The 19967-nt window shown below is 53.8% G+C and carries 20 protein-coding genes; 11 read left to right on the top strand and 9 right to left on the bottom strand.

What is annotated here, in order from left to right; all coding sequences use genetic code 11:
* Positions 1–62: 62 nt before the first annotated feature.
* Genes flhB through flhE form a run of 3 tightly spaced genes read left to right on the top strand, consistent with a single transcriptional unit; the run spans position 63 to position 3677 of the window.
* The gene (gene flhB / locus E4Z61_RS07785) at positions 63–1214 is read left to right on the top strand and encodes a flagellar biosynthesis protein FlhB (RefSeq protein ID WP_135322270.1); all 1152 of its coding nucleotides are present in this window, start codon (positions 63–65) and stop codon (positions 1212–1214) included.
* The gene (flhA, locus tag E4Z61_RS07780) at positions 1207–3285 is read left to right on the top strand and encodes a flagellar biosynthesis protein FlhA (RefSeq protein WP_135322269.1); all 2079 of its coding nucleotides are present in this window, start codon (positions 1207–1209) and stop codon (positions 3283–3285) included. Before flhB ends, flhA begins: the two co-directional genes overlap by 8 nt.
* Entirely contained in the window at positions 3285–3677 is a 393-nt protein-coding gene (gene flhE, locus E4Z61_RS07775) for a flagellar protein FlhE (protein WP_135322268.1), read from the top strand. Before flhA ends, flhE begins: the two co-directional genes overlap by 1 nt.
* Positions 3678–3689: 12 nt before the next feature.
* On the opposite strand, the gene mrdA is transcribed toward flhE, so the two are convergent.
* Positions 3690–5558, bottom strand: coding sequence for a penicillin-binding protein 2 (gene mrdA / locus E4Z61_RS07770; protein WP_135322267.1), 1869 nt, complete (start codon positions 5556–5558; stop codon positions 3690–3692).
* A 183-nt stretch (positions 5559–5741) separates the two neighbouring features.
* Positions 5742–7475: an arginine--tRNA ligase gene (argS, locus tag E4Z61_RS07765; protein WP_135322266.1), complete on the bottom strand. Its 1734-nt coding sequence runs from the start codon at positions 7473–7475 to the stop codon at positions 5742–5744.
* A gap of 238 nt (positions 7476–7713) precedes the next feature.
* Between argS and E4Z61_RS07760 the strand changes: the two genes are divergently transcribed.
* Positions 7714–8280, top strand: a complete 567-nt coding sequence (locus E4Z61_RS07760) for a VOC family protein (protein ID WP_135322265.1) — start codon at positions 7714–7716, stop codon at positions 8278–8280.
* A 2-nt stretch (positions 8281–8282) separates the two neighbouring features.
* Positions 8283–9029, top strand: coding sequence for a copper homeostasis protein CutC (cutC, locus tag E4Z61_RS07755; RefSeq protein WP_135322264.1), 747 nt, complete (start codon positions 8283–8285; stop codon positions 9027–9029).
* 242 nt (positions 9030–9271) lie between these two features.
* On the opposite strand, the gene cmoB is transcribed toward cutC, so the two are convergent.
* The 5 genes from cmoB to E4Z61_RS07730 are packed head-to-tail and all read right to left on the bottom strand — an operon-like array spanning position 9272 to position 12849.
* The gene (gene cmoB / locus E4Z61_RS07750; protein WP_135322263.1) at positions 9272–10240 is read right to left on the bottom strand and encodes a tRNA 5-methoxyuridine(34)/uridine 5-oxyacetic acid(34) synthase CmoB; all 969 of its coding nucleotides are present in this window, start codon (positions 10238–10240) and stop codon (positions 9272–9274) included.
* Positions 10237–10980, bottom strand: coding sequence for a carboxy-S-adenosyl-L-methionine synthase CmoA (gene cmoA / locus E4Z61_RS07745; RefSeq protein WP_135322262.1), 744 nt, complete (start codon positions 10978–10980; stop codon positions 10237–10239). The genes cmoB and cmoA overlap by 4 nt, the downstream gene beginning before the upstream one ends.
* A gap of 40 nt (positions 10981–11020) precedes the next feature.
* Positions 11021–11416 (bottom strand): MAPEG family protein, encoded by a 396-nt coding sequence (locus E4Z61_RS07740; RefSeq protein ID WP_003833847.1) that lies wholly within the window; start codon positions 11414–11416, stop codon positions 11021–11023.
* Positions 11417–11467: 51 nt separating this feature from the next.
* Complete coding sequence (locus E4Z61_RS07735) at positions 11468–12286, bottom strand: DUF72 domain-containing protein (RefSeq protein ID WP_135322261.1); 819 nt, start codon at positions 12284–12286, stop codon at positions 11468–11470.
* Positions 12283–12849: a hydrolase gene (locus tag E4Z61_RS07730; protein WP_135322260.1), complete on the bottom strand. Its 567-nt coding sequence runs from the start codon at positions 12847–12849 to the stop codon at positions 12283–12285. Before E4Z61_RS07730 ends, E4Z61_RS07735 begins: the two co-directional genes overlap by 4 nt.
* Positions 12850–13113: 264 nt before the next feature.
* On the opposite strand from E4Z61_RS07730, the gene aspS reads away from it, so the two are divergent.
* From aspS to ruvB, 6 genes are all read left to right on the top strand, one after another.
* Positions 13114–14886 (top strand): aspartate--tRNA ligase, encoded by a 1773-nt coding sequence (gene aspS / locus E4Z61_RS07720; protein ID WP_135322258.1) that lies wholly within the window; start codon positions 13114–13116, stop codon positions 14884–14886.
* Position 14887: 1 nt separating this feature from the next.
* Complete coding sequence (nudB, locus tag E4Z61_RS07715; RefSeq protein WP_135322257.1) at positions 14888–15331, top strand: dihydroneopterin triphosphate diphosphatase; 444 nt, start codon at positions 14888–14890, stop codon at positions 15329–15331.
* Between the two features lie 28 nt (positions 15332–15359).
* The gene (locus E4Z61_RS07710; RefSeq protein WP_135322256.1) at positions 15360–16103 is read left to right on the top strand and encodes a YebC/PmpR family DNA-binding transcriptional regulator; all 744 of its coding nucleotides are present in this window, start codon (positions 15360–15362) and stop codon (positions 16101–16103) included.
* A gap of 34 nt (positions 16104–16137) precedes the next feature.
* Positions 16138–16659, top strand: coding sequence for a crossover junction endodeoxyribonuclease RuvC (gene ruvC, locus E4Z61_RS07705; RefSeq protein WP_045444124.1), 522 nt, complete (start codon positions 16138–16140; stop codon positions 16657–16659).
* 81 nt (positions 16660–16740) lie between these two features.
* A complete protein-coding gene (gene ruvA / locus E4Z61_RS07700; RefSeq protein ID WP_135322255.1) occupies positions 16741–17352 on the top strand; it encodes a Holliday junction branch migration protein RuvA in 612 nt (203 codons plus the stop codon).
* Positions 17353–17360: 8 nt separating this feature from the next.
* Positions 17361–18371, top strand: a complete 1011-nt coding sequence (gene ruvB, locus E4Z61_RS07695; protein ID WP_135322254.1) for a Holliday junction branch migration DNA helicase RuvB — start codon at positions 17361–17363, stop codon at positions 18369–18371.
* A gap of 46 nt (positions 18372–18417) precedes the next feature.
* On the opposite strand, the gene znuB is transcribed toward ruvB, so the two are convergent.
* Positions 18418–19203 (bottom strand): zinc ABC transporter permease subunit ZnuB, encoded by a 786-nt coding sequence (gene znuB / locus E4Z61_RS07690; protein ID WP_135322253.1) that lies wholly within the window; start codon positions 19201–19203, stop codon positions 18418–18420.
* Complete coding sequence (znuC, locus tag E4Z61_RS07685; protein ID WP_135322252.1) at positions 19200–19955, bottom strand: zinc ABC transporter ATP-binding protein ZnuC; 756 nt, start codon at positions 19953–19955, stop codon at positions 19200–19202. Before znuC ends, znuB begins: the two co-directional genes overlap by 4 nt.
* Positions 19956–19967: the final 12 nt, after the last annotated feature.

Below are 19967 nucleotides of genomic sequence, written 5' to 3'. Positions count from 1 at the left end.
CCCATTGCTGTAATGCTCTTCTGGCATCATTCTCGCCTGTGTCTCTATCCAGGGTCTGATGCGTGGCAGAAGAAAGCGACGACGACAAAACAGAAGCCCCCACACCCCACCGACTTGAGAAAGCGCGGGAAGAAGGGCAGATCCCCCGTTCCAAGGAGCTGACCTCACTGCTTATTTTGCTGGTGGGCGTGTGCATTATCTGGATCGGTGGGGAGTCGCTTGCCCGCAGGTTGGCGGGGATGCTGTCGGCCGGGCTGCGTTTTGACCACCGCATGGTCAATGATCCTAACCTGATCCTCAGCCAAATCATTCTGCTCATTAAAGACGCCATGATTGCGCTGTTACCGCTGATAACAGGCGTGGTGCTGGTGGCACTGATCTCCCCGGTGATGCTGGGCGGTTTGATTTTCAGCGGCAAATCGCTACAGCCCAAATTCTCCAAGCTGAATCCGCTGCCGGGTATTAAGCGCATGTTTTCTGCGCAAACCGGGGCCGAGCTGCTGAAAGCTATCCTGAAATCGACGCTGGTCGGCAGCGTGGCTGGATTCTACCTCTGGCACAAGTGGCCTGAGATGATGCGTCTGATGGCCGAATCGCCGATTACGGCCATGGGCAATGCCCTCGATTTAGTCGGCATGTGTGCGCTGCTGGTAGTGCTCGGGGTGATCCCGATGGTAGGGTTTGACGTTTTTTTCCAGATTTACAGTCATGTGAAAAAGCTGCGCATGTCACGCCAGGATATTCGCGATGAATATAAACAAAGCGAAGGTGACCCACACGTAAAGGGCAAAATTCGCCAGATGCAGCGCGCGGCAGCACAGCGACGCATGATGGCGGATGTACCGAAAGCGGACGTTATAGTAACCAACCCCACGCACTATTCGGTCGCGCTGCAATATGACGAAAACAAAATGAGTGCGCCACGCGTCGTTGCCAAAGGGGCGGGGCTGGTGGCGTTGCGCATTCGCGAAATTGGCGCGGAACATCGTGTCCCAACCTTAGAAGCACCGCCGCTGGCGCGTGCGCTATATCGCCATGCTGAGATTGGTCAGCAAATACCTGGTCAGCTGTATGCCGCCGTCGCGGAAGTGCTGGCATGGGTATGGCAATTAAAACGCTGGCGTCTGGCTGGCGGCAAGCCGCCACCACAACCTGGAAACCTTCCGGTGCCTGAAGCACTGGATTTTATGAACGAGAAGAATACTGATGGCTAATCTGGTCGCGATGCTGCGTCTGCCCAGCAACCTGAAATCCACGCAATGGCAAATTCTTGCCGGGCCGATCCTCATCCTGCTGATCCTGTCGATGATGGTGCTGCCACTGCCGGCCTTCATCCTCGACTTACTGTTTACCTTCAACATTGCGCTGTCGATCATGGTGCTGTTGGTGGCAATGTTCACCCAACGAACGCTGGAGTTTGCTGCCTTCCCGACGATTTTGCTGTTCACCACCTTATTACGCCTGGCACTTAACGTTGCCTCAACGCGTATTATTTTGATGGAAGGGCATACCGGTTCAGCGGCTGCGGGGAAGGTAGTTGAAGCATTTGGTCACTTCCTGGTCGGCGGTAACTTTGCCATCGGTATCGTAGTCTTCGTCATTCTCGTCATCATCAACTTTATGGTTATCACCAAAGGTGCCGGTCGTATTGCTGAAGTCGGCGCGCGCTTTGTGCTGGACGGGATGCCCGGTAAACAGATGGCGATTGACGCCGATCTCAACGCCGGACTGATTGGTGAGGATGAAGCTAAAAAACGCCGTTCTGAAGTGACCCAGGAAGCTGATTTTTACGGCTCGATGGACGGTGCGAGTAAGTTCGTCCGTGGCGACGCCATCGCCGGTATTCTGATCATGGTGATTAACGTGATCGGCGGCCTGCTGGTGGGGGTCTTGCAACACGGCATGAGCATGGGAAGTGCGGCTGAAAGCTACACCTTGCTGACCATCGGTGACGGGCTGGTGGCGCAGATTCCAGCGCTGGTTATCTCCACTGCGGCGGGTGTTATCGTGACCCGCGTCAGTACCGATCAGGATGTCGGTGAACAGATGGTGACCCAACTGTTCAGTAACCCCAGCGTGATGGTGCTCAGTGCGGCGGTGCTCGGTTTGCTGGGACTGGTGCCTGGCATGCCGAACATGGTGTTCCTGATGTTTACTGCGGCATTGTTGGGTCTGGCCTGGTGGCTGCGCGGTCGTGAGACAAAAGCCCCTGCGGAACCCCAGTCGGTCAAAATGCCGGAAAATAATGCGGTGGTGGAAGCGACCTGGAACGACGTCCAGTTGGAGGACTCGCTGGGGATGGAGGTGGGGTATCGCCTGATCCCGATGGTGGACTTTCAACAGGATGGTGAATTGCTGGGGCGAATTCGCAGCATTCGTAAGAAATTTGCCCAGGATATGGGTTTCCTGCCGCCAGTGGTGCACATCCGCGACAACATGGATCTGCAGCCTGCGCGCTATCGCATCCTGATGAAAGGGGTGGAAATTGGTAGCGGGGATGCCTATCCGGGACGCTGGTTGGCCATCAACCCAGGTACGGCAGCCGGGTCACTGCCGGGTGAAAAAACGGTCGATCCGGCCTTTGGACTGGACGCTATCTGGATTGAAAGCGCGCTGAAAGAACAGGCACAAATTCAGGGTTTCACTGTGGTGGAAGCCAGTACCGTGGTCGCCACGCATCTGAATCACCTGATTGGCCAGTTTGCCGCCGAACTGTTTGGACGCCAGGAAGCGCAACAACTGCTGGATCGCGTGTCGCAGGAAATGCCGAAACTGACAGAAGATCTGGTGCCGGGCGTGGTAACGCTGACCACGCTGCATAAGGTGCTACAGAATTTGTTGGATGAAAAAGTGCCGATTCGCGATATGCGTACCATTCTCGAAACACTGGCTGAACATGCGCCGCTGCAAAACGATCCGCATGAACTCACCGCCGTGGTGCGCGTGGCGCTGGGAAGGGCGATTACTCAGCAGTGGTTCCCGGGTAATGATGAAGTTCAGGTTATTGGTCTGGATACGCCGCTTGAGCGCTTGCTGTTGCAGGCTCTGCAAGGGGGCGGTGGTCTGGAACCGGGGCTGGCAGACAGGCTATTGGCCCAGACCCAGGAGGCATTATCGCGTCAGGAGATGCTGGGTGCACCGCCGGTGTTGTTGGTTAATCATGCGCTGCGACCATTACTGGCCCGCTTTTTGCGCCGCAGCATACCGCAACTGGTGGTGTTGTCGAACATGGAGCTTTCGGATAACCGCCATATCCGCATGACCGCGACCATTGGAGGTAAATAATGCGTAAGTTTCTGTGGCTGTTACTTCTCCCACTGGCGGCGCAGGCCACTGGAGAAGGGGCCTGGCAGGCCAGCAGCATGGGGATTACCTTAAATCATCGCGGGCAGTCTGCTTCGTCTGCGCCGCTGGTTCCCAGCCAACCGGTTTCGGGGTTGATGACGCTTGTGGCCTGGCGTTATGAGCTGAATGGCCCTACGCCTGCGGGTTTGCGGGTGCGTTTATGTTCGCAGTCCCGCTGCGTTGAGCTGGACGGGCAAAGCGGGACCACCCACGGGTTCAATAATGTTCCTGCTATCGAACCGATGCATTTTGTCTGGGAAGTACCCGGCGGCGGTCGCCTGATCCCCGCCTTACAGGTTCAAAGTAACCAGGTGATTGTGAACTATCGCTAGTATTCCGGAGGCTTAACCCTGCACTGGTTGTGCGACACTACTCTGCTGCACAAACAGATGATCCATAATCTGACGCATGACCGGCGCGGCGGTGACGCCGTCGCTACCGCCGTTTTCCAGAATCAACGCTACCGCGACTTTCGGGTTTTTGTACGGTGCAAACGCGGTATAGAACACGTGGTCACGCAGGCGGATGGGGATCATCTTCGCATTGTAGGTTTGGTTTTCTTTCAGGCTGAAGACCTGTGAGGTCCCGCTTTTCGCCGCAATTCCGTAAGGTGCGGTATGGAAGAATTTATAACCTGTCCCGTTCGGTGCATTGGCCATACCAAACATTGCCTCGCGTACCAGACCCCAGTAGGGCGATGAGGCAGAAGCAATTTGCGACGGCACCGTGGCAGCATGATAAGGCGTAATGGATTTGCCGCTCGCTTCATTCTGCAGCAGGTGAGGGGCGATCACTTTCCCGTTGTTAATCAACGCCACCATCGCTTTTACCATCTGGATTGGCGTAGCAATCCAGTAACCCTGGCCGATGCCGACTGAAATGGTATCCCCCTGATACCAGGCTTTTTTATGCACTCGCTGTTTCCAGTCGCGACTCGGTAACAGGCCGTTGTACTCTTCATCAAGGTCGATACCGGTGGGTTTACCGTAACCAAACTGGCTGAGCATGCTATTGATTCGGTCGATGCCCATCATATACGCCACCTGATAGAAGAATGTATCTGCAGACTCTTCAATCGCTTTGGTCACGTCGAGCATGCCATGACCGGTTTTTTTCCAGTCGCGATAATGACGCTCGGTGCCGGGCAATGTCCATGTTGGTGCGCCAAAGAAGCTGGTCTGCGGGGTGATAACGCCGTTAAGTAACGCTGACATCGCCATATACGGCTTAACCGTGGAGGCAGGAGGGTATAAACCTTGCGTGACGCGGTTAATTAACGGCAGGTCCTTATCCTGCAGCAGCGTGTTGTACTCCTGGTAGCTGATGCCTTTGACGAACGGATTTGGATCGTAGCTGGGGTTAGATACCATCGCCAACACCGAGCCATCGTGCGGATCTTCAACCAACACGGCCGCGCGCTGACCGACCAGCAGGCTCTCAATGTATTCCTGTAAGTGTAAATCCAGCGTCAGATGGATATCTTTCCCGGCGACGGGCGGCACATCTTTTATCAGGCGCACGATGCGTCCGTGGTTATCAACTTCGACTTCCTGGTAACCCGTTTTACCGTGCAGATCGTTTTCGTAATAGTGCTCGATCCCCTGCTTACCAATGTTGTGATCGGCGGCGTAGTTCTCCGCCAGCCCCTTTTTATCCAACGCTTTCAGGTCGCTGTCGTTGATTTTAGAAACATAGCCGAGCACATGCGCCAGTTCTGCGCCATAAGGATACTGGCGATCTTCATAGCTGTTGATGGTGACGCCGCTAAAATGAAACTGGTTAACCGAGAAACGGGCGATCTCCACATCGGTCAGCGCATTTTTGAGCACCACCGGGCGATAACGGCTGCTGGCTTTCAGCTCATGGTGAAACTGGTCAATCTCATCAGGTGTAAGGTCAACGATCGGTGTTAGCTGCTTCAGAAGAGCATCCATATCGTTGATTTTATAAGGGGTGACGGAAATATCGTACCAGGTGACGTTGCGCACCAGAGGGATACCGTTGCGATCGTAAATGATGCCGCGCGTTGGGGCGACAGGCAGCATTTTGATGTCATTGGCATTCGAGCGGGTGGTGTAATACTGGTGCTCGCGAATTTGTAAATTGTAGAGGTTGTAAATCAGGATGCCAAAACAGATGACCACCAGGCCAAAGGCCACTATCACACGCCGCTGGAAGAGTTTCTCTTCCGCCTCAAAATCTCTGAATGTCATTGACCCGTACCCGATTAATTCGCCGCCTAATGATACGGAGGCTTATTCGGGATGACAGACAAAAAATGTTCCATATCTCTACGGAAATGTGTCATTCCTTGTGAGTTGTTACAGATAGCCCTTTACGGATATAAAAAAGGCCTGAGTCCGTCATCCGAACTCAGGCCTGATTTTTTAGCACACTTACATACGTTCTACAGTTTCGATACCCAGCGTATCCAGACCCAGCTTCAGCGTCTTCGCCGTCAGCTGTGCCAGTTTCAGACGGCTGTTACGAATGTCTTCGCTCTCCGCGCTGAGGATCGGACAATGTTCGTAGAAGCCAGAGAACAGACCGGCAAGATCGTACAGATAGGCACACATGACATGCGGCGTACCTTCACGTGCGACGACGGTCAGCGTTTCTTCAAACTGCAGCAGACGCGCTGCCAGCTGGGCTTCACGATCTTCATTGATGATGACGTTGGCGTTGGCAAGTGCGCTTTCGTCGATATCCGCTTTACGGAACACGGACAGTACGCGGGTGTAGGCATACTGCATGTACGGCGCGGTGTTGCCTTCAAAGGCCAGCATATTGTCCCAGTCGAAAATGTAGTCGGTAGTACGGTTTTTCGACAGATCAGCATACTTCACAGCACCGATACCGACCGCATTCGCCAGTTTTTCCAGCTCGTCGGCAGGCATGTCCGGGTTCTTCTCAGCCACCAGACGACGTGCGCGCTCCAGCGCTTCATCCAGCAAATCGGCCAGTTTTACCGTGCCACCAGCACGTGTTTTGAACGGTTTACCATCTTTGCCGAGCATCATACCGAACATGTGGTGTTCCAGCGGTACGGAGTCCGGTACATAACCGGCTTTACGCACGATGGTCCATGCCTGCATTAAATGCTGATGCTGACGGGAGTCGATGTAATACAGCACGCGATCGGCATGCAGCGTCTCGTAACGATATTTGGCGCAGGCGATGTCGGTGGTGGTGTACAAATAGCCGCCATCTTTCTTCTGAATGATGACGCCCATCGGTTCACCTTCCTTGTTCTTATACTCATCAAGGAATACGACGGTAGCGCCTTCGCTCTCAACGGCCAGACCTTTGGCTTTCAGGTCGGCAACAATGCCAGGCAGCATCGGGTTGTACAGACTTTCACCCATCACGTCGTCGCGGGTCAGCGTCACGTTCAGACGATCGTAGGTAAGCTGGTTTTGCGACATGGTAATGTCGACCAGTTTGCGCCACATTTCGCGGAAATAAGCATCGCCACCCTGTAATTTCACTACATAGCTACGGGCACGTTCGGCGAATTCTTCATCTTCGTCGTAATGTTTTTTCGCATCACGGTAGAAACCTTCCAGGTCGGCCAGCGCCATCTCTCCGGCATTTTCCTGTTGCTGCTTTTCCAGCCACGCGATAAGCATACCGAACTGGGTGCCCCAGTCGCCAACGTGGTTTGCACGGATGACCTTATGACCGAGAAATTCCAGCGTACGGACAGCAGCGTCGCCGATAATAGTGGAACGCAGGTGGCCTACGTGCATCTCTTTCGCTACGTTCGGTGCAGAGTAGTCAACGACGATGGTTTGCTTCTCTGGCTGTGCTACGCCCAGACGAGCGGACGCCAGCGCTTGCTGCACGTGCTGCGCCAGGAAGGCCGGGTCGAGAAAAATATTGATAAAGCCCGGACCGGCGATTTCAACCTTGCTGGCAATCCCGCTGAGATCCAGATGAGTCAGCACCTGCTCTGCCAGTTGTCGCGGTGCCATACCCAGTTTTTTAGCAACTGCCATCATGCCGTTGGCCTGATAGTCGCCGAACTGTACTTTTGCTGACTGACGAACCTGAGGTTCGCAATCTGCAGGCGCACCTGCAGCAATCATGGCCTGACGGACTTTTTCTGAGAGAAGAGCCTGAATATTCACCGGAATACCTTACATTTATGAAGCGGATTGAAATTCACCGCGCCAGTTTAAGAATTTAGGGCGGGAGTATACTGCAAATGCCCGTTGACGTCAGCATTGCGAGTACCGCGAACTGCCTAAAATATATGCAATGCGATTACGCATAATCATTCATTTTGTACCTGAAAAAAACAGCGGTTGGATGGGGCAGCGCAACAGAGTAAATTAGCGGCTTTGAACATGGATATGAGCTTTCACTATGGCGAACTGGCAAACCGTTGCAGAATTGCATGATATTTCGGCAGATTTAGGGCATTTCACTCAGGCGTTAACAGATCTTTCCACCCGTCTGGATCTGGATGTCGCATCGCTTGAAGCCGATCACATTTCTTTGCGCTGCCATCAGAATACGACCGCAGAGCGCTGGCGTCGTGGGTTTGAACAGTGCGGCGAGCTGCTGTCGGAAAATATCATCAACGGCAGACCGATTTGCCTGTTCAAACTGGATGAGCCGGTTTGCGTGGCACACTGGCAGTTTTCTATTGTGGAGTTGCCATGGCCGGGTGAGAAGCGTTACCCGCACGAGGGTTGGGAGCATATCGAAATCGTTCTGCCAGGCGACCCGGAAACGCTAAATGCACGGGCTCTGGCGTTACTTTCCGATGAGGGATTGAGTCAGCCTGGAATCTTTGTCAAAACCAGTTCACCGAAAGGCGAGCGTGAGCGCCTGGCGAACCCGACGCTGGCAGTGAGCGATGGCAGCGTGACCATCAAGTTTCATCCGTGGTCAATTGAGACCATTGTAGCAAGCGAACAACAGGAGTAAGCATGGCACTGCTGGAAATCTGCTGTTACAGCATGGAGTGTGCGCTGACGGCACAGCAAAATGGCGCGGACCGTATTGAATTGTGTTCGGCACCCAAAGAAGGGGGCTTAACGCCGTCGCTGGGTGTATTGCGTACTGTACGTCAACGCATTGATATTCCCGTCAATCCCATCATCCGCCCGCGCGGAGGAGATTTTTGCTATACCGACGGTGAATTTGCCGCCATGCTTGATGATATCGCCATGGTCAGAGAACTTGGGTTTTCAGGGCTGGTGACCGGGTTATTAGATGTTGACGGTAACGTCGATATCTCGCGTATGGAAAAGATTATGGCGGCTGCCGGTCCGCTAAGGGTCACATTTCATCGGGCCTTTGATATGTGTGCCAACCCATTAAATGCGCTGAAAAATTTATCTGATTTGGGGGTCGCCAGGGTGCTGACTTCCGGGCAAAAATCAGACGCGCAGCAAGGTTTACCAAAAATAATGGAACTTATTGCACAGCCCGGTGCTCCAATCATTATGGCCGGAGCGGGGGTTCGCGCCGCGAATGTGTCGCAGTTTCTCGACGCCGGAGTGCAGGAAGTCCACAGTTCTGCCGGAGTATGGTTGGCTTCTCCCATGCAGTATCGCAACGCGGGGTTGTCGATGTCGTCGGATGCGCAAGCGGATGAATATTCTCGCTATGCGGTAGACGGGGCGGCGGTTGCTGAAATGAAAGCGATTATTGCACTCCATCAAGCCAGCTGATTTTTACCGTTGCATCATGTCGCCCAATATGATGCTTGCTCGTACCAGGCCCCTGCAATTTCAACAGGGGCCTTTTTTTATCTTTCTCCGGCATATTTCGGCCTGCAACTGTGTTGGCTTTCCGCGCTCACCCCGGTCACTTACTGATGTAAGCTCCCGGAGACTTGCTGCGTTGCCGCCTTGCTGCAACTTGAACTATTTTGGAGAAATGGTGTTATACGTAACAGCCATCTGGCAATCCATTACGGTTTACGCGCAATCAACACTGCACGTAATGGTGCAGGGTAACCCTCAATGGTTTTGCTGCTGTCGTTCGGGTCGAGGAAATCGGCTAGCGATTCGGTAATCATCCACTCAGTGCGACGCTGCTCTTCGGTGGTGGTCACACACACGTCAGCAATGCGCACATCGACAAAACCGCATTTCTCCAGCCAGTTTTTTAACGCCAGCGCAGACGGAATAAAGTAGACGTTGCGCATTTGCGCGTAGCGGTCACCCGGCACCAGCACGGTATTTTCGTTGCCTTCAACCACCAGCGTTTCGAGTACCAGTTCGCCGTCTTTTACCAGTTGGTCTTTTAACTGCCAGAGATGTTCCAGCGGAGAACGGCGGTGATAGAGCACGCCCATCGAGAAAACGGTATCAAACGCATTCAATGCCGGAAGCTGTTCAATACCCAGCGGCAGCAGATGCGCGCGCTGGTCGTTGCCCAGCAATTTGCGCACCGCTTCGAACTGACACAGGAACAGTTGGGTCGGATCAATACCGACCGCCAAATGTGCTCCCGCGCCAATCATGCGCCACATGTGATACCCGCTGCCGCAGCCGACATCAAGAATGGTCCGTCCGGTCAGGTCGGATAAATGCGGCAGTACCCGATCCCACTTCCAGTCCGAGCGCCATTCGGTATCGATATTGACGCCATACAGCGAGTACGGCCCTTTACGCCATGGCATCAGGTTACGCATCAACGTATCGATGCGTTTAATCTGACCGTCGCTGAGCGGCTCTTTGCTTTCAGCGGTCACGCTGTGCAGTAGATCCAGACGATGCGGCGTCAGTTCGGGCAGAAACTCTACCGCGTTCGACCACTGCTTAAACAGGCCGTGCTGATCGCGCTGCCAGGTTGCAATTTGCGCTGGGAGGGTTTCCAGCCAGTGAGAAAGGTGATTTTTGGCAATCAGCTGATAAAAGTTACCAAAGTCGATCATGCCGCTACCTCAGCTTTTAGCGCCACCAGGGAACCAAAGTTGAAGCACTGGAACCACAGTTCACTGTGCTCAAAACCCGCCTGATGCAGACGCGCTTTGTGCGTTTCGACTGAGTCGGTTAGCATCACGTTTTCCAGCATGCTGCGCTTCTGGCTGATTTCCAGTTCGCTGTAACCATTTGCCCGTTTGAAGTCGTGGTGCATGTTGAACAACAGTTCGCCAACCTTAGTATCTTCAAAACTGAATTTCTCCGACAGTACCAGCGCGCCGCCGGGATTCAGCCCCTGATAAATCTTATCCAACAACGCCTGGCGCTCAACGGGCTCAAGGAATTGCAGGGTAAAATTCAGCACCACCATTGAGGCGTTTTCGATAGTGATGTTGCGAATATCCCCTTCGACAACCTCGACCGGAATGGGCGCTTTATACGCGTCAATATGACGGCGGCAGCGTTCAACCATAGCCGGGGAGTTATCGACGGCGATAATTTTACAATTGTCATGCTGAATATTGCGACGCACCGAGAGCGTCGCTGCGCCCAGAGAACAGCCCAGATCGTAGACCTGCGTGTTGGGTTGCACGAAACGTTCGGCCAGCATACCAATCATAGAAATGATGTTGGAGTAGCCGGGAACGGAACGCTGGATCATATCCGGGAAGACTTCAGCTACCCGTTCATCAAAGGTCCAGTCACCCAGACTGGCGATAGGCGCAGAAAAAAGCGTGTCGCGGTGAGACATAACGTAAAAATCCGGGAAAAATAAAGTGGCGTATTGTGCGCTAATGCAGGGAGAAAACCAACTCCCAGGGCATATACCAAAGATTCGCCAGCACCATTAGCAACAGCGAACACCAGGTCGCGCTCATGCCGGAGCGACGCCAGCGGAACAGACGGTGGTGGAATCCGTAATAATGCATCAGCCGACCGGCAATTAACATCAGCCCGCAAATATGCACCATCCACGTTTCTGCGCCGTTCATTTCCATAAATAACAGCAGCACCAGTGCGACAGGAATATATTCCACCGCATTGCCGTGAATGCGAATTGCACTTTGTAGTTCGCTAAAACCGCCGTCGCCATAGGCTACGCGGTATTGCATACGCAGGCGAACAACGTCAAAGGAGAACTTAATTAACAACAACGCACCTAGTACGGCATATAGCGCGCTTACCATACAAACTCCCTTTAAAATGGCTGATGGCACTGTCTATGATAGGTGGCATTTTCAGAAAAGAGAAGATTGCTGTGGAATAGACGGTGCTGATCCGATCTCTGGCAGGACATTGCGTAAATCTGCCCATAGCGTATCTACCAGCTCCGGGGCCTGCGCGATGTCTGGCGTATGCAAAAACAGAAACGGCGTAGTGCTCTGCTTCCAGAGCGACAGTTTTGTTAGCCAAACGGCAAAGAGCGCCCGATTTTGTTTCATGTTATCGCTGCCTATAAAGCGAACCATCGGATTATTTGCCGTCACCACGGCATGTACCGGGACTTTTGGTTTTTTGCGCTGGGCATCGCGTATCGCTTCTGTATGCGGGATTGCGGCATGCACCGGGCGACTGTCTAAAATCACCCGATTGACTCCGCGCTTGTGTAAACCACGATTGAATAACTGCTCTGCTTCACCTTTGGCAAAGAATTCAGGATGGCGAACTTCGACACCGTAGGTAAACGATGTGGGCAGTGCATCGAGAAATGCCCACAGAGTAGGGAGATCGCGAGGAGAAAAGGTGGCGGGCAACTGCAACCAGTACTCTCCGATACGGGTTTCCAGTGGCTGCATGCGGGTTAAAAATTCCTGCACCAAATCATCACAGTTACGCAGCGCGGCCTGATGTGAAATGGTAGCCGGGAATTTAAAGCAGAAACGAAAATCGTCGGAAGTTTGCGCCAGCCAGCGCGCAACAATCTCGGCTTTTGGCAGTGCGTACAGCGTGGTGTTGCCCTCCACACAGTTAAAGTGGCGGGCATATTCTTCAAGGCTGGTGATCCCCAGTCGCACCCACTTTGGGTGCGACCACTGCGGCAAGCCGATATAGATCATAGCGCGTGCAGGATCTCGTTAACGCTGCGCACGCGCGCAATGCGCGGGAAAATATGCGTCATGCTGCCCTGATGCTGCTCGGCACTGGCCGCGCTACAGGCATCTTCGGCAATCACCAGGTTAAAGCCCAGCTCCCAGGCGTTACGTGCCGTGGATTCGACGCCAATGTTAGTGGAGATTCCGCACAGGACAATAGTGTCAACGCCGCGACGACGTAATTGCAGTTCGAGGTCGGTACCGTAAAACGCTCCCCACTGGCGTTTGGTGACTTCCAGATCGCTGGCACATTTGCCCAGAGCGTGCGGATAGTCCCACCAGTTTGTGGGGAGCGTTTTTGCCTCCGTCTGGGCGTCAACCGGCTGTTTCAGCGCTTCGGCATAATTATCAGACCAGCCGACGCGAACCATCACCACCGGTGAACCGTGAGCACGAAATTTTTCCGCGAGGCTTGCCGCGCGGGTAACAACGTCGCTTGCTGAATGAGGGCCGCCGGCGAAGGGCAGGATCCCTTCCTGCAGGTCAATAACGACAAGGGCGGTTGTTTTAGCGTTCAGTTCCAGCATGGTGGCTCCAGTAAAAAAAGAATTCCGTTACACCTTAATCGCGATTCTGTGTGAAAGGGGCGACAATTTTTGTTATTTTTTGTGAGATTACGCAATACCCGCGTAGGAAACACGCGTACAGTCAGTACCGGACTTATCGTGCGGCAGAATTTCCAGTATAATAGCCGCCTTTTTTCATTCAGTTGTGACATTCAGCTAAAGCTGCGACTTCGTCATCTGCAAAGCAGGTGACAATCCGCCTGCGGCAAAGTTAAGGGATATCTCATGCGTACAGAATATTGCGGACAGCTACGTCTGTCCCACGAGGGGCAGCAGGTGACTCTGTGTGGTTGGGTCAACCGTCGTCGTGATCTTGGTAGCCTGATCTTTATCGATATGCGCGACCGCGAAGGTATCGTGCAGGTATTTTTCGATCCGGACCGTGCGGACGCGTTAAAGCTGGCCTCCGAACTGCGTAATGAGTTCTGCATCCAGGTGACGGGCACCGTGCGTGCACGTGATGCCAAAAACGTCAACGCCGATATGGCGACCGGTGAGATTGAAGTGCTGGCGTCCGATCTGACCATCATCAACCGTTCAGAATCACTGCCGCTGGACTCTAACCACGTTAACACCGAAGAAGCGCGTCTGAAGTATCGCTATCTGGATCTGCGTCGTCCGGAAATGGCACAGCGTTTAAAAACCCGCGCCAAAATTACCAGCCTGGTACGTCGCTTTATGGATGAGCACGGCTTCCTCGACATCGAAACCCCGATGCTGACCAAGGCGACCCCAGAAGGCGCACGTGACTATCTGGTACCTTCCCGCGTACATAAAGGTAAATTCTACGCGCTGCCGCAGTCCCCGCAGCTGTTTAAACAGCTGCTGATGATGTCCGGTTTTGACCGTTACTACCAGATCGTAAAATGTTTCCGTGACGAAGACTTACGTGCGGACCGTCAGCCTGAATTTACCCAGATCGACGTCGAGACTTCCTTCATGACCGCGCCGCAGGTGCGTGAAGTGATGGAAGCGTTAGTGCGTAATCTGTGGTTGGAAGTGAAAGGTGTGGATTTGGGTGATTTCCCGATCATGACCTTTGCGGAAGCTGAACGTCGTTACGGTTCAGATAAACCGGACCTGCGTAACCCAATGGAACTGGTTGACGTTGCTGACTTGCTGAAATCTGTTGATTTCGCCGTCTTCTCCGGTCCGGCCAACGATGCGAAAGGCCGCGTGGCTGCACTGCGTGTACCGGGTGGTGCGAGCTTAAGCCGTAAGCAGATCGACGATTACGGTAACTTCATCAAGATCTACGGCGCAAAAGGCCTGGCTTATATTAAAGTCACCGAGCGTGCGAAAGGCCTGGAAGGTATCACCAGTCCAGTGGCTAAGTTCCTGAACGCAGAAATTGTGGAAGCGATTCTTGAGCGTACCGGTGCACAAGACGGCGACATGATTTTCTTCGGTGCCGACAACAAGAAAGTGGTTGCCGACTCAATGGGTGCACTGCGTCTGAAACTGGGTAAAGATCTGAACCTGACCGACGAAGCCAAATGGGCGCCGCTGTGGGTTATTGACTTCCCGATGTTTGAAGACGACGGTGAAGGCGGCCTGACCGCGATGCACCATCCGTTTACCGCACCGAAAGACATGACCGCCGCTGAGCTGAAAGCCGCGCCGGAAGACGCTGTTGCCAACGCTTACGATATGGTTATCAACGGCTACGAAGTGGGCGGCGGTTCAGTGCGTATCCACAACGGCGACATGCAGCAAACCGTGTTTGGTATTCTGGGCATTAACGAGCAAGAGCAGCGCGAGAAGTTCGGCTTCCTGCTGGACGCGCTGAAATACGGTACCCCGCCGCATGCGGGCTTGGCGTTTGGTTTGGATCGTCTGACCATGCTGCTGACTGGTACCGATAACATTCGTGACGTTATTGCCTTCCCGAAAACCACGGCTGCTGCGTGTCTGATGACCGAAGCGCCAAGCTTTGCCAACGAAGCTGCGTTGGCGGAACTGAGCATTCAGGTTGTGAAGAAGGCCGAGAATAACTGATATGACATACAAACAGCCTGTCTCGGTGTTAGTCGTGATTTATGCAAAGGACACCGGGAGAGTGCTGATGTTACAGCGACGCGACGATCCTGATTTCTGGCAGTCGGTTACCGGCAGCCTTGAAGAGGGTGAAACCGCGTCGCAAGCCGCTATGCGCGAAGTAAAGGAAGAGGTCGCCATTGATGTTGCTCGCGAGCAACTGACCTTAATTGACTGCCAGCGCACGGTGGAGTTTGAGATTTTTAGCCATTTACGTCATCGCTACGCACCGGGAATTGAGCGTAATACTGAATCCTGGTTTTGCCTGGCACTTCCCTCTGAACGAGAGATCGTGTTCACCGAACATCTGACCTACCGTTGGGTTAATGCGCTCGAAGCCGCGCAGTTAACCAAGTCGTGGAGTAACCGGCAAGCGATTGAAGAATTTGTAATTAACGTCGCCTGAGAAGGCGCGCTTTTTGGAGATATTATTTATGGCAGGTCATAGTAAATGGGCCAACACCAAACACCGCAAAGCGGCACAGGATGCCAAGCGCGGCAAAATCTTCACCAAAATCATTCGTGAGCTGGTGACGGCCGCTAAACTGGGTGGTGGCGATCCGGACGCAAACCCGCGTCTGCGTGCGGCTATCGATAAAGCGCTGTCCAACAACATGACCCGTGACACCCTGAACCGTGCTATCGCACGTGGCGTGGGCGGCGAAGATGATGCGAACATGGAAACCATCATTTATGAAGGTTACGGTCCTGGCGGTACAGCTGTCATGATTGAATGTCTGTCTGACAACCGTAACCGTACCGTTGCGGAAGTGCGCCATGCGTTCACCAAAACTGGTGGCAACCTGGGCACCGACGGTTCTGTTGCGTATCTGTTCAGCAAAAAAGGCGTGATCTCCTTTGAGCAGGGTGACGAAGATACCATCATGGAAGCCGCGCTGGAAGCCGGTGCTGAAGACGTTGTGACCTATGACGACGGTGCGATTGACGTCTACACCGCGTGGGAAGAGATGGGCAAAGTGCGTGACGCACTGGAAGCTGCTGGTCTGAAAGCGGACAGCGCTGAAGTCTCTATGATCCCTTCCACCAAAGCGGACATGGATGCAGAAACGGCACCAAAACTGATACGTCTGATCGATATGCTGGAAGACTGCGACGACGTGCAAGAAGTTTACCACAACGGCGAAATCTCCGATGAGGTTGCAGCTACGTTAGAATGACGTGGTTAAGCGATAAAATAACAGGAGATGCGTGATGTCTATTATTCTCGGCATTGACCCGGGCTCGCGCATCACCGGTTATGGCGTGATTCGCCAGGTTGGTCGACAGTTGACCTATCTGGGCAGTGGATGCATTCGAACGAAAGTGGATGATTTACCGTCGCGCCTGAAGCTGATTTATGCGGGCGTATCGGAAATCATCACCCAGTTTCAGCCAGACTACTTTGCCATTGAGCAGGTGTTCATGGCGAAAAACGCCGATTCGGCGCTTAAGCTGGGGCAGGCGCGCGGCGTGGCGATTGTTGCTGCCGTCAACCAGGATCTTCCGGTGTTTGAATACGCCGCCCGTCAGGTGAAACAGACCGTGGTGGGTATCGGTAGCGCGGAGAAAAGCCAGGTGCAGCATATGGTGCGCACGTTGCTGAAACTCCCGGCAAATCCTCAGGCGGATGCCGCAGATGCGTTGGCCATAGCGATTACCCACTGTCACGTCAGCCAGAACGCCATGCAAATGAGCGACACCCGGCTGAATTTAGCGCGTGGACGACTACGTTAATGACAAATGAGGCTGGATATCTATCCAGCCTTTTTTTATGATAGCGCATTACCTTTTTAGCCCTTAACGCAGGAGCGTCATGTGATAGGCAGACTCAGAGGCATCATTCTCGAAAAACAACCCCCGTTGGTTCTTCTGGAGACGGGCGGGGTAGGCTATGAAGTGCATATGCCAATGACCTGCTTCTACGAGCTGCCGGAAGCCGGGCAAGAAGCCATCATCTTCACGCATTTTGTGGTGCGCGAAGACGCACAGTTGCTCTACGGTTTTAACAATAAGCAAGAGCGTACGCTGTTTAAAGAGCTGATTAAAACCAATGGCGTCGGGCCAAAACTGGCACTGGCAATCCTCTCGGGTATGTCGGCGCAGCAGTTCGTGAACGCGGTTGAACGCGAAGAACTCGGTGCGCTGGTGAAGCTGCCGGGTATCGGTAAGAAAACGGCCGAGCGCCTGATTGTTGAAATGAAAGACCGCTTTAAAGGTTTACATGGCGATCTGTTTACGCCCGCGGCCGATCTGGTGCTCACCTCTCCGGCAAGCCCGGCGACGGACGATGCGGAACAGGAAGCGGTTGCCGCGCTGGTGGCGCTGGGCTATAAACCTCAGGAAGCCAGCCGGATGATCAGCAAAATTGCGCGTTCGGACGCTAGTAGTGAAACATTGATCCGCGAAGCGTTACGCGCTGCGCTATGAGGTAGAGGATGATTGAAGCAGACCGCCTGATTAGTGCAGAAAGTACTCTGCCGGAAGATGTGGTAGATCGGGCTATTCGACCAAAACTGCTGGCAGAATATATCGGCCAGCCGCAGGTGCGTTCGCAGATGGAGATTTTTATCCAGGCGGCGAAACTGCGCGGTGAGGCACTTGACCATCTGCTCATCTTCGGCCCGCCGGGGCTGGGGAAAACCACGTTGGCGAATATTGTCGCCAACGAAATGGGTGTAAATCTGCGCACGACGTCCGGTCCGGTGCTGGAAAAAGCGGGCGATTTGGCGGCGATGCTGACGAACCTGGAGCCTCACGACGTGCTGTTTATCGATGAGATCCATCGCTTATCACCGGTAGTGGAAGAAGTATTGTATCCGGCGATGGAAGACTATCAGTTGGATATCATGATCGGCGAAGGGCCTGCTGCGCGCTCGATTAAAATCGATCTGCCGCCGTTCACCCTGATTGGCGCAACAACCCGTGCCGGGTCGTTAACCTCTCCACTGCGTGACCGTTTTGGTATCGTGCAGCGACTGGAGTTTTATCAGGTTGCCGATCTTCAGCACATTGTGGGGCGCAGCGCGCGTTACATGGGGCTGGAGATGAGCGATGAAGGGGCTCTGGAAGTGGCTAAGCGCGCGCGTGGTACGCCGCGAATTGCCAACCGTCTGCTGCGTCGCGTGCGTGACTTCTCCGAGGTGAAACATGACGGCACTATCTCGGCAGACATTGCCGCTCAGGCGCTGGATATGCTCAACGTTGATGCTGAAGGGTTCGATTATATGGACCGTAAGCTGCTGTTGGCGGTGATCGATAAATTCTTCGGCGGGCCGGTAGGGCTGGATAACCTGGCGGCAGCGATTGGAGAAGAGCGCGAAACCATTGAGGACGTGCTGGAGCCGTATTTGATTCAGCAAGGTTTTTTACAACGGACTCCGCGCGGACGTATGGCGACTGTACGTGCGTGGAACCACTTTGGTATTACTCCGCCGGAGATGCCTTAAGTTTGTTGTTGCCGGATTGTGCAGATCATCCGGCAACAACAAATAATCAACTGGCCTGTTTCTTCATCATGCTGAAGATAAACAGCAGTGCAGCACACAGCACCACGGATGGCCCAGCAGGCGTATCATAAAACGCGGAAAACGTCAGGCCGCCTGTAACCGCTATCATCCCTATACCTACAGCAACACCGGCCATCTGTTCTGGCGTGCGCGCAAAACGGCGTGCAGTGGCTGCAGGAATAATCAGCAGTGACGTGATAATCAGCGCCCCGACAAATTTCATCGCCACACCAATCGTTAACGCTGTGACCAGCATCAGCAGTAGCTTCACGCGCTGCAGCTTCACACCATCGACAAACGCCAGATCCGGGCTTATGGTCATCGACAACAGATTGCGCCATTGCCAGAAGAGAATAGCCAGTACAATGACGACGCCAATGGCAATGGAAATCAGATCTTCCGGCGTAACCGCAAGCAAATCACCAAACAGGTAGGCCATGAGATCCACACGAATATTGGACATCAGGCTGACGACCACCAGGCCCAGCGACAGGGCGCTGTGCGCCATAATACCGAGCAGGGTGTCTATTGCGAGGTGAGGGCGCTTTTCCAGCCACACCAGGCCCGCTGCTAGCATCAGAGTGACGGCGATAACCGCATAGAATGGGTTCACATCTAACAGCAGACCAAAGGCCACGCCTAGCAGTGACGCGTGCGCCAGCGTGTCACCAAAATAAGACATACGACGCCAGACCACAAACGAACCCAGCGGGCCAGCGGCGCAGGCCAGCATAATCCCGGCTAACCAACCGGGTAATAACAATTCAATCATGAGTGACCATTTCCCCGGCGTAATACGATGCGACCCTGTAAATCGTGGCGATGATTATGATTGTGGCGGTATATTCCGAGTTGTTCGGCACCGCGTTGCCCGAACATGGAGATGAATTCCGGGTGCATAGAAACCACTTCCGGCGTGCCGGAGCAGCAGATGTGGTGGTTGAGGCACAGCACTTCGTCGGTCTTTGCCATCACCAGATGCAGGTCATGGGAAACCATCAGCACGGCGCAATCCAGCTCACGGCGAAGCTGGTCGATAAGATCGTACAGTGCGACCTGGCCATTGACATCGACGCCCTGGGTGGGTTCATCCAGCACCAGAAGCTGTGGTCGATTCAGCAATGCGCGGGCCAGCAGGACGCGTTGCGTTTCCCCGCCAGACAGTTTTTGCATCGGCGCGTCCATCAGATGTCCGGCCTGAACACGCTTGAGTGCCGGGAGAATATCGTCTTTCTTTGTACCCGGGCGTAAACGTAAAAAACGGCTGACCGTCAGAGGAAGGGTGGTATCGAGATACAGTTTTTGCGGAACATAACCTATCCGCAACTGCCCGTTACGCTTGATAACGCCTTCATCTGCTGCTACCAGCCCAAGGACAACGCGCACCAGCGTAGACTTCCCGGCACCGTTCGGGCCGAGAAGCGTTAAAATTTTGCCGGGTCGTAGTTCAAGCGAAACGTCAGAAAGGACGCGGCGTTGACCATAAGAGACCGAGACATTTTCCAGTGAAACCAAAGTCGTCATATCAATTTTAGT

Source organism: Citrobacter tructae, from assembly GCF_004684345.1.
GTDB classification, from domain to species: domain Bacteria; phylum Pseudomonadota; class Gammaproteobacteria; order Enterobacterales; family Enterobacteriaceae; genus Citrobacter; species Citrobacter tructae.
Note: the sequence above shows the minus strand (reverse complement) of the source record. Positions and strands in the feature narration are given on the sequence as shown.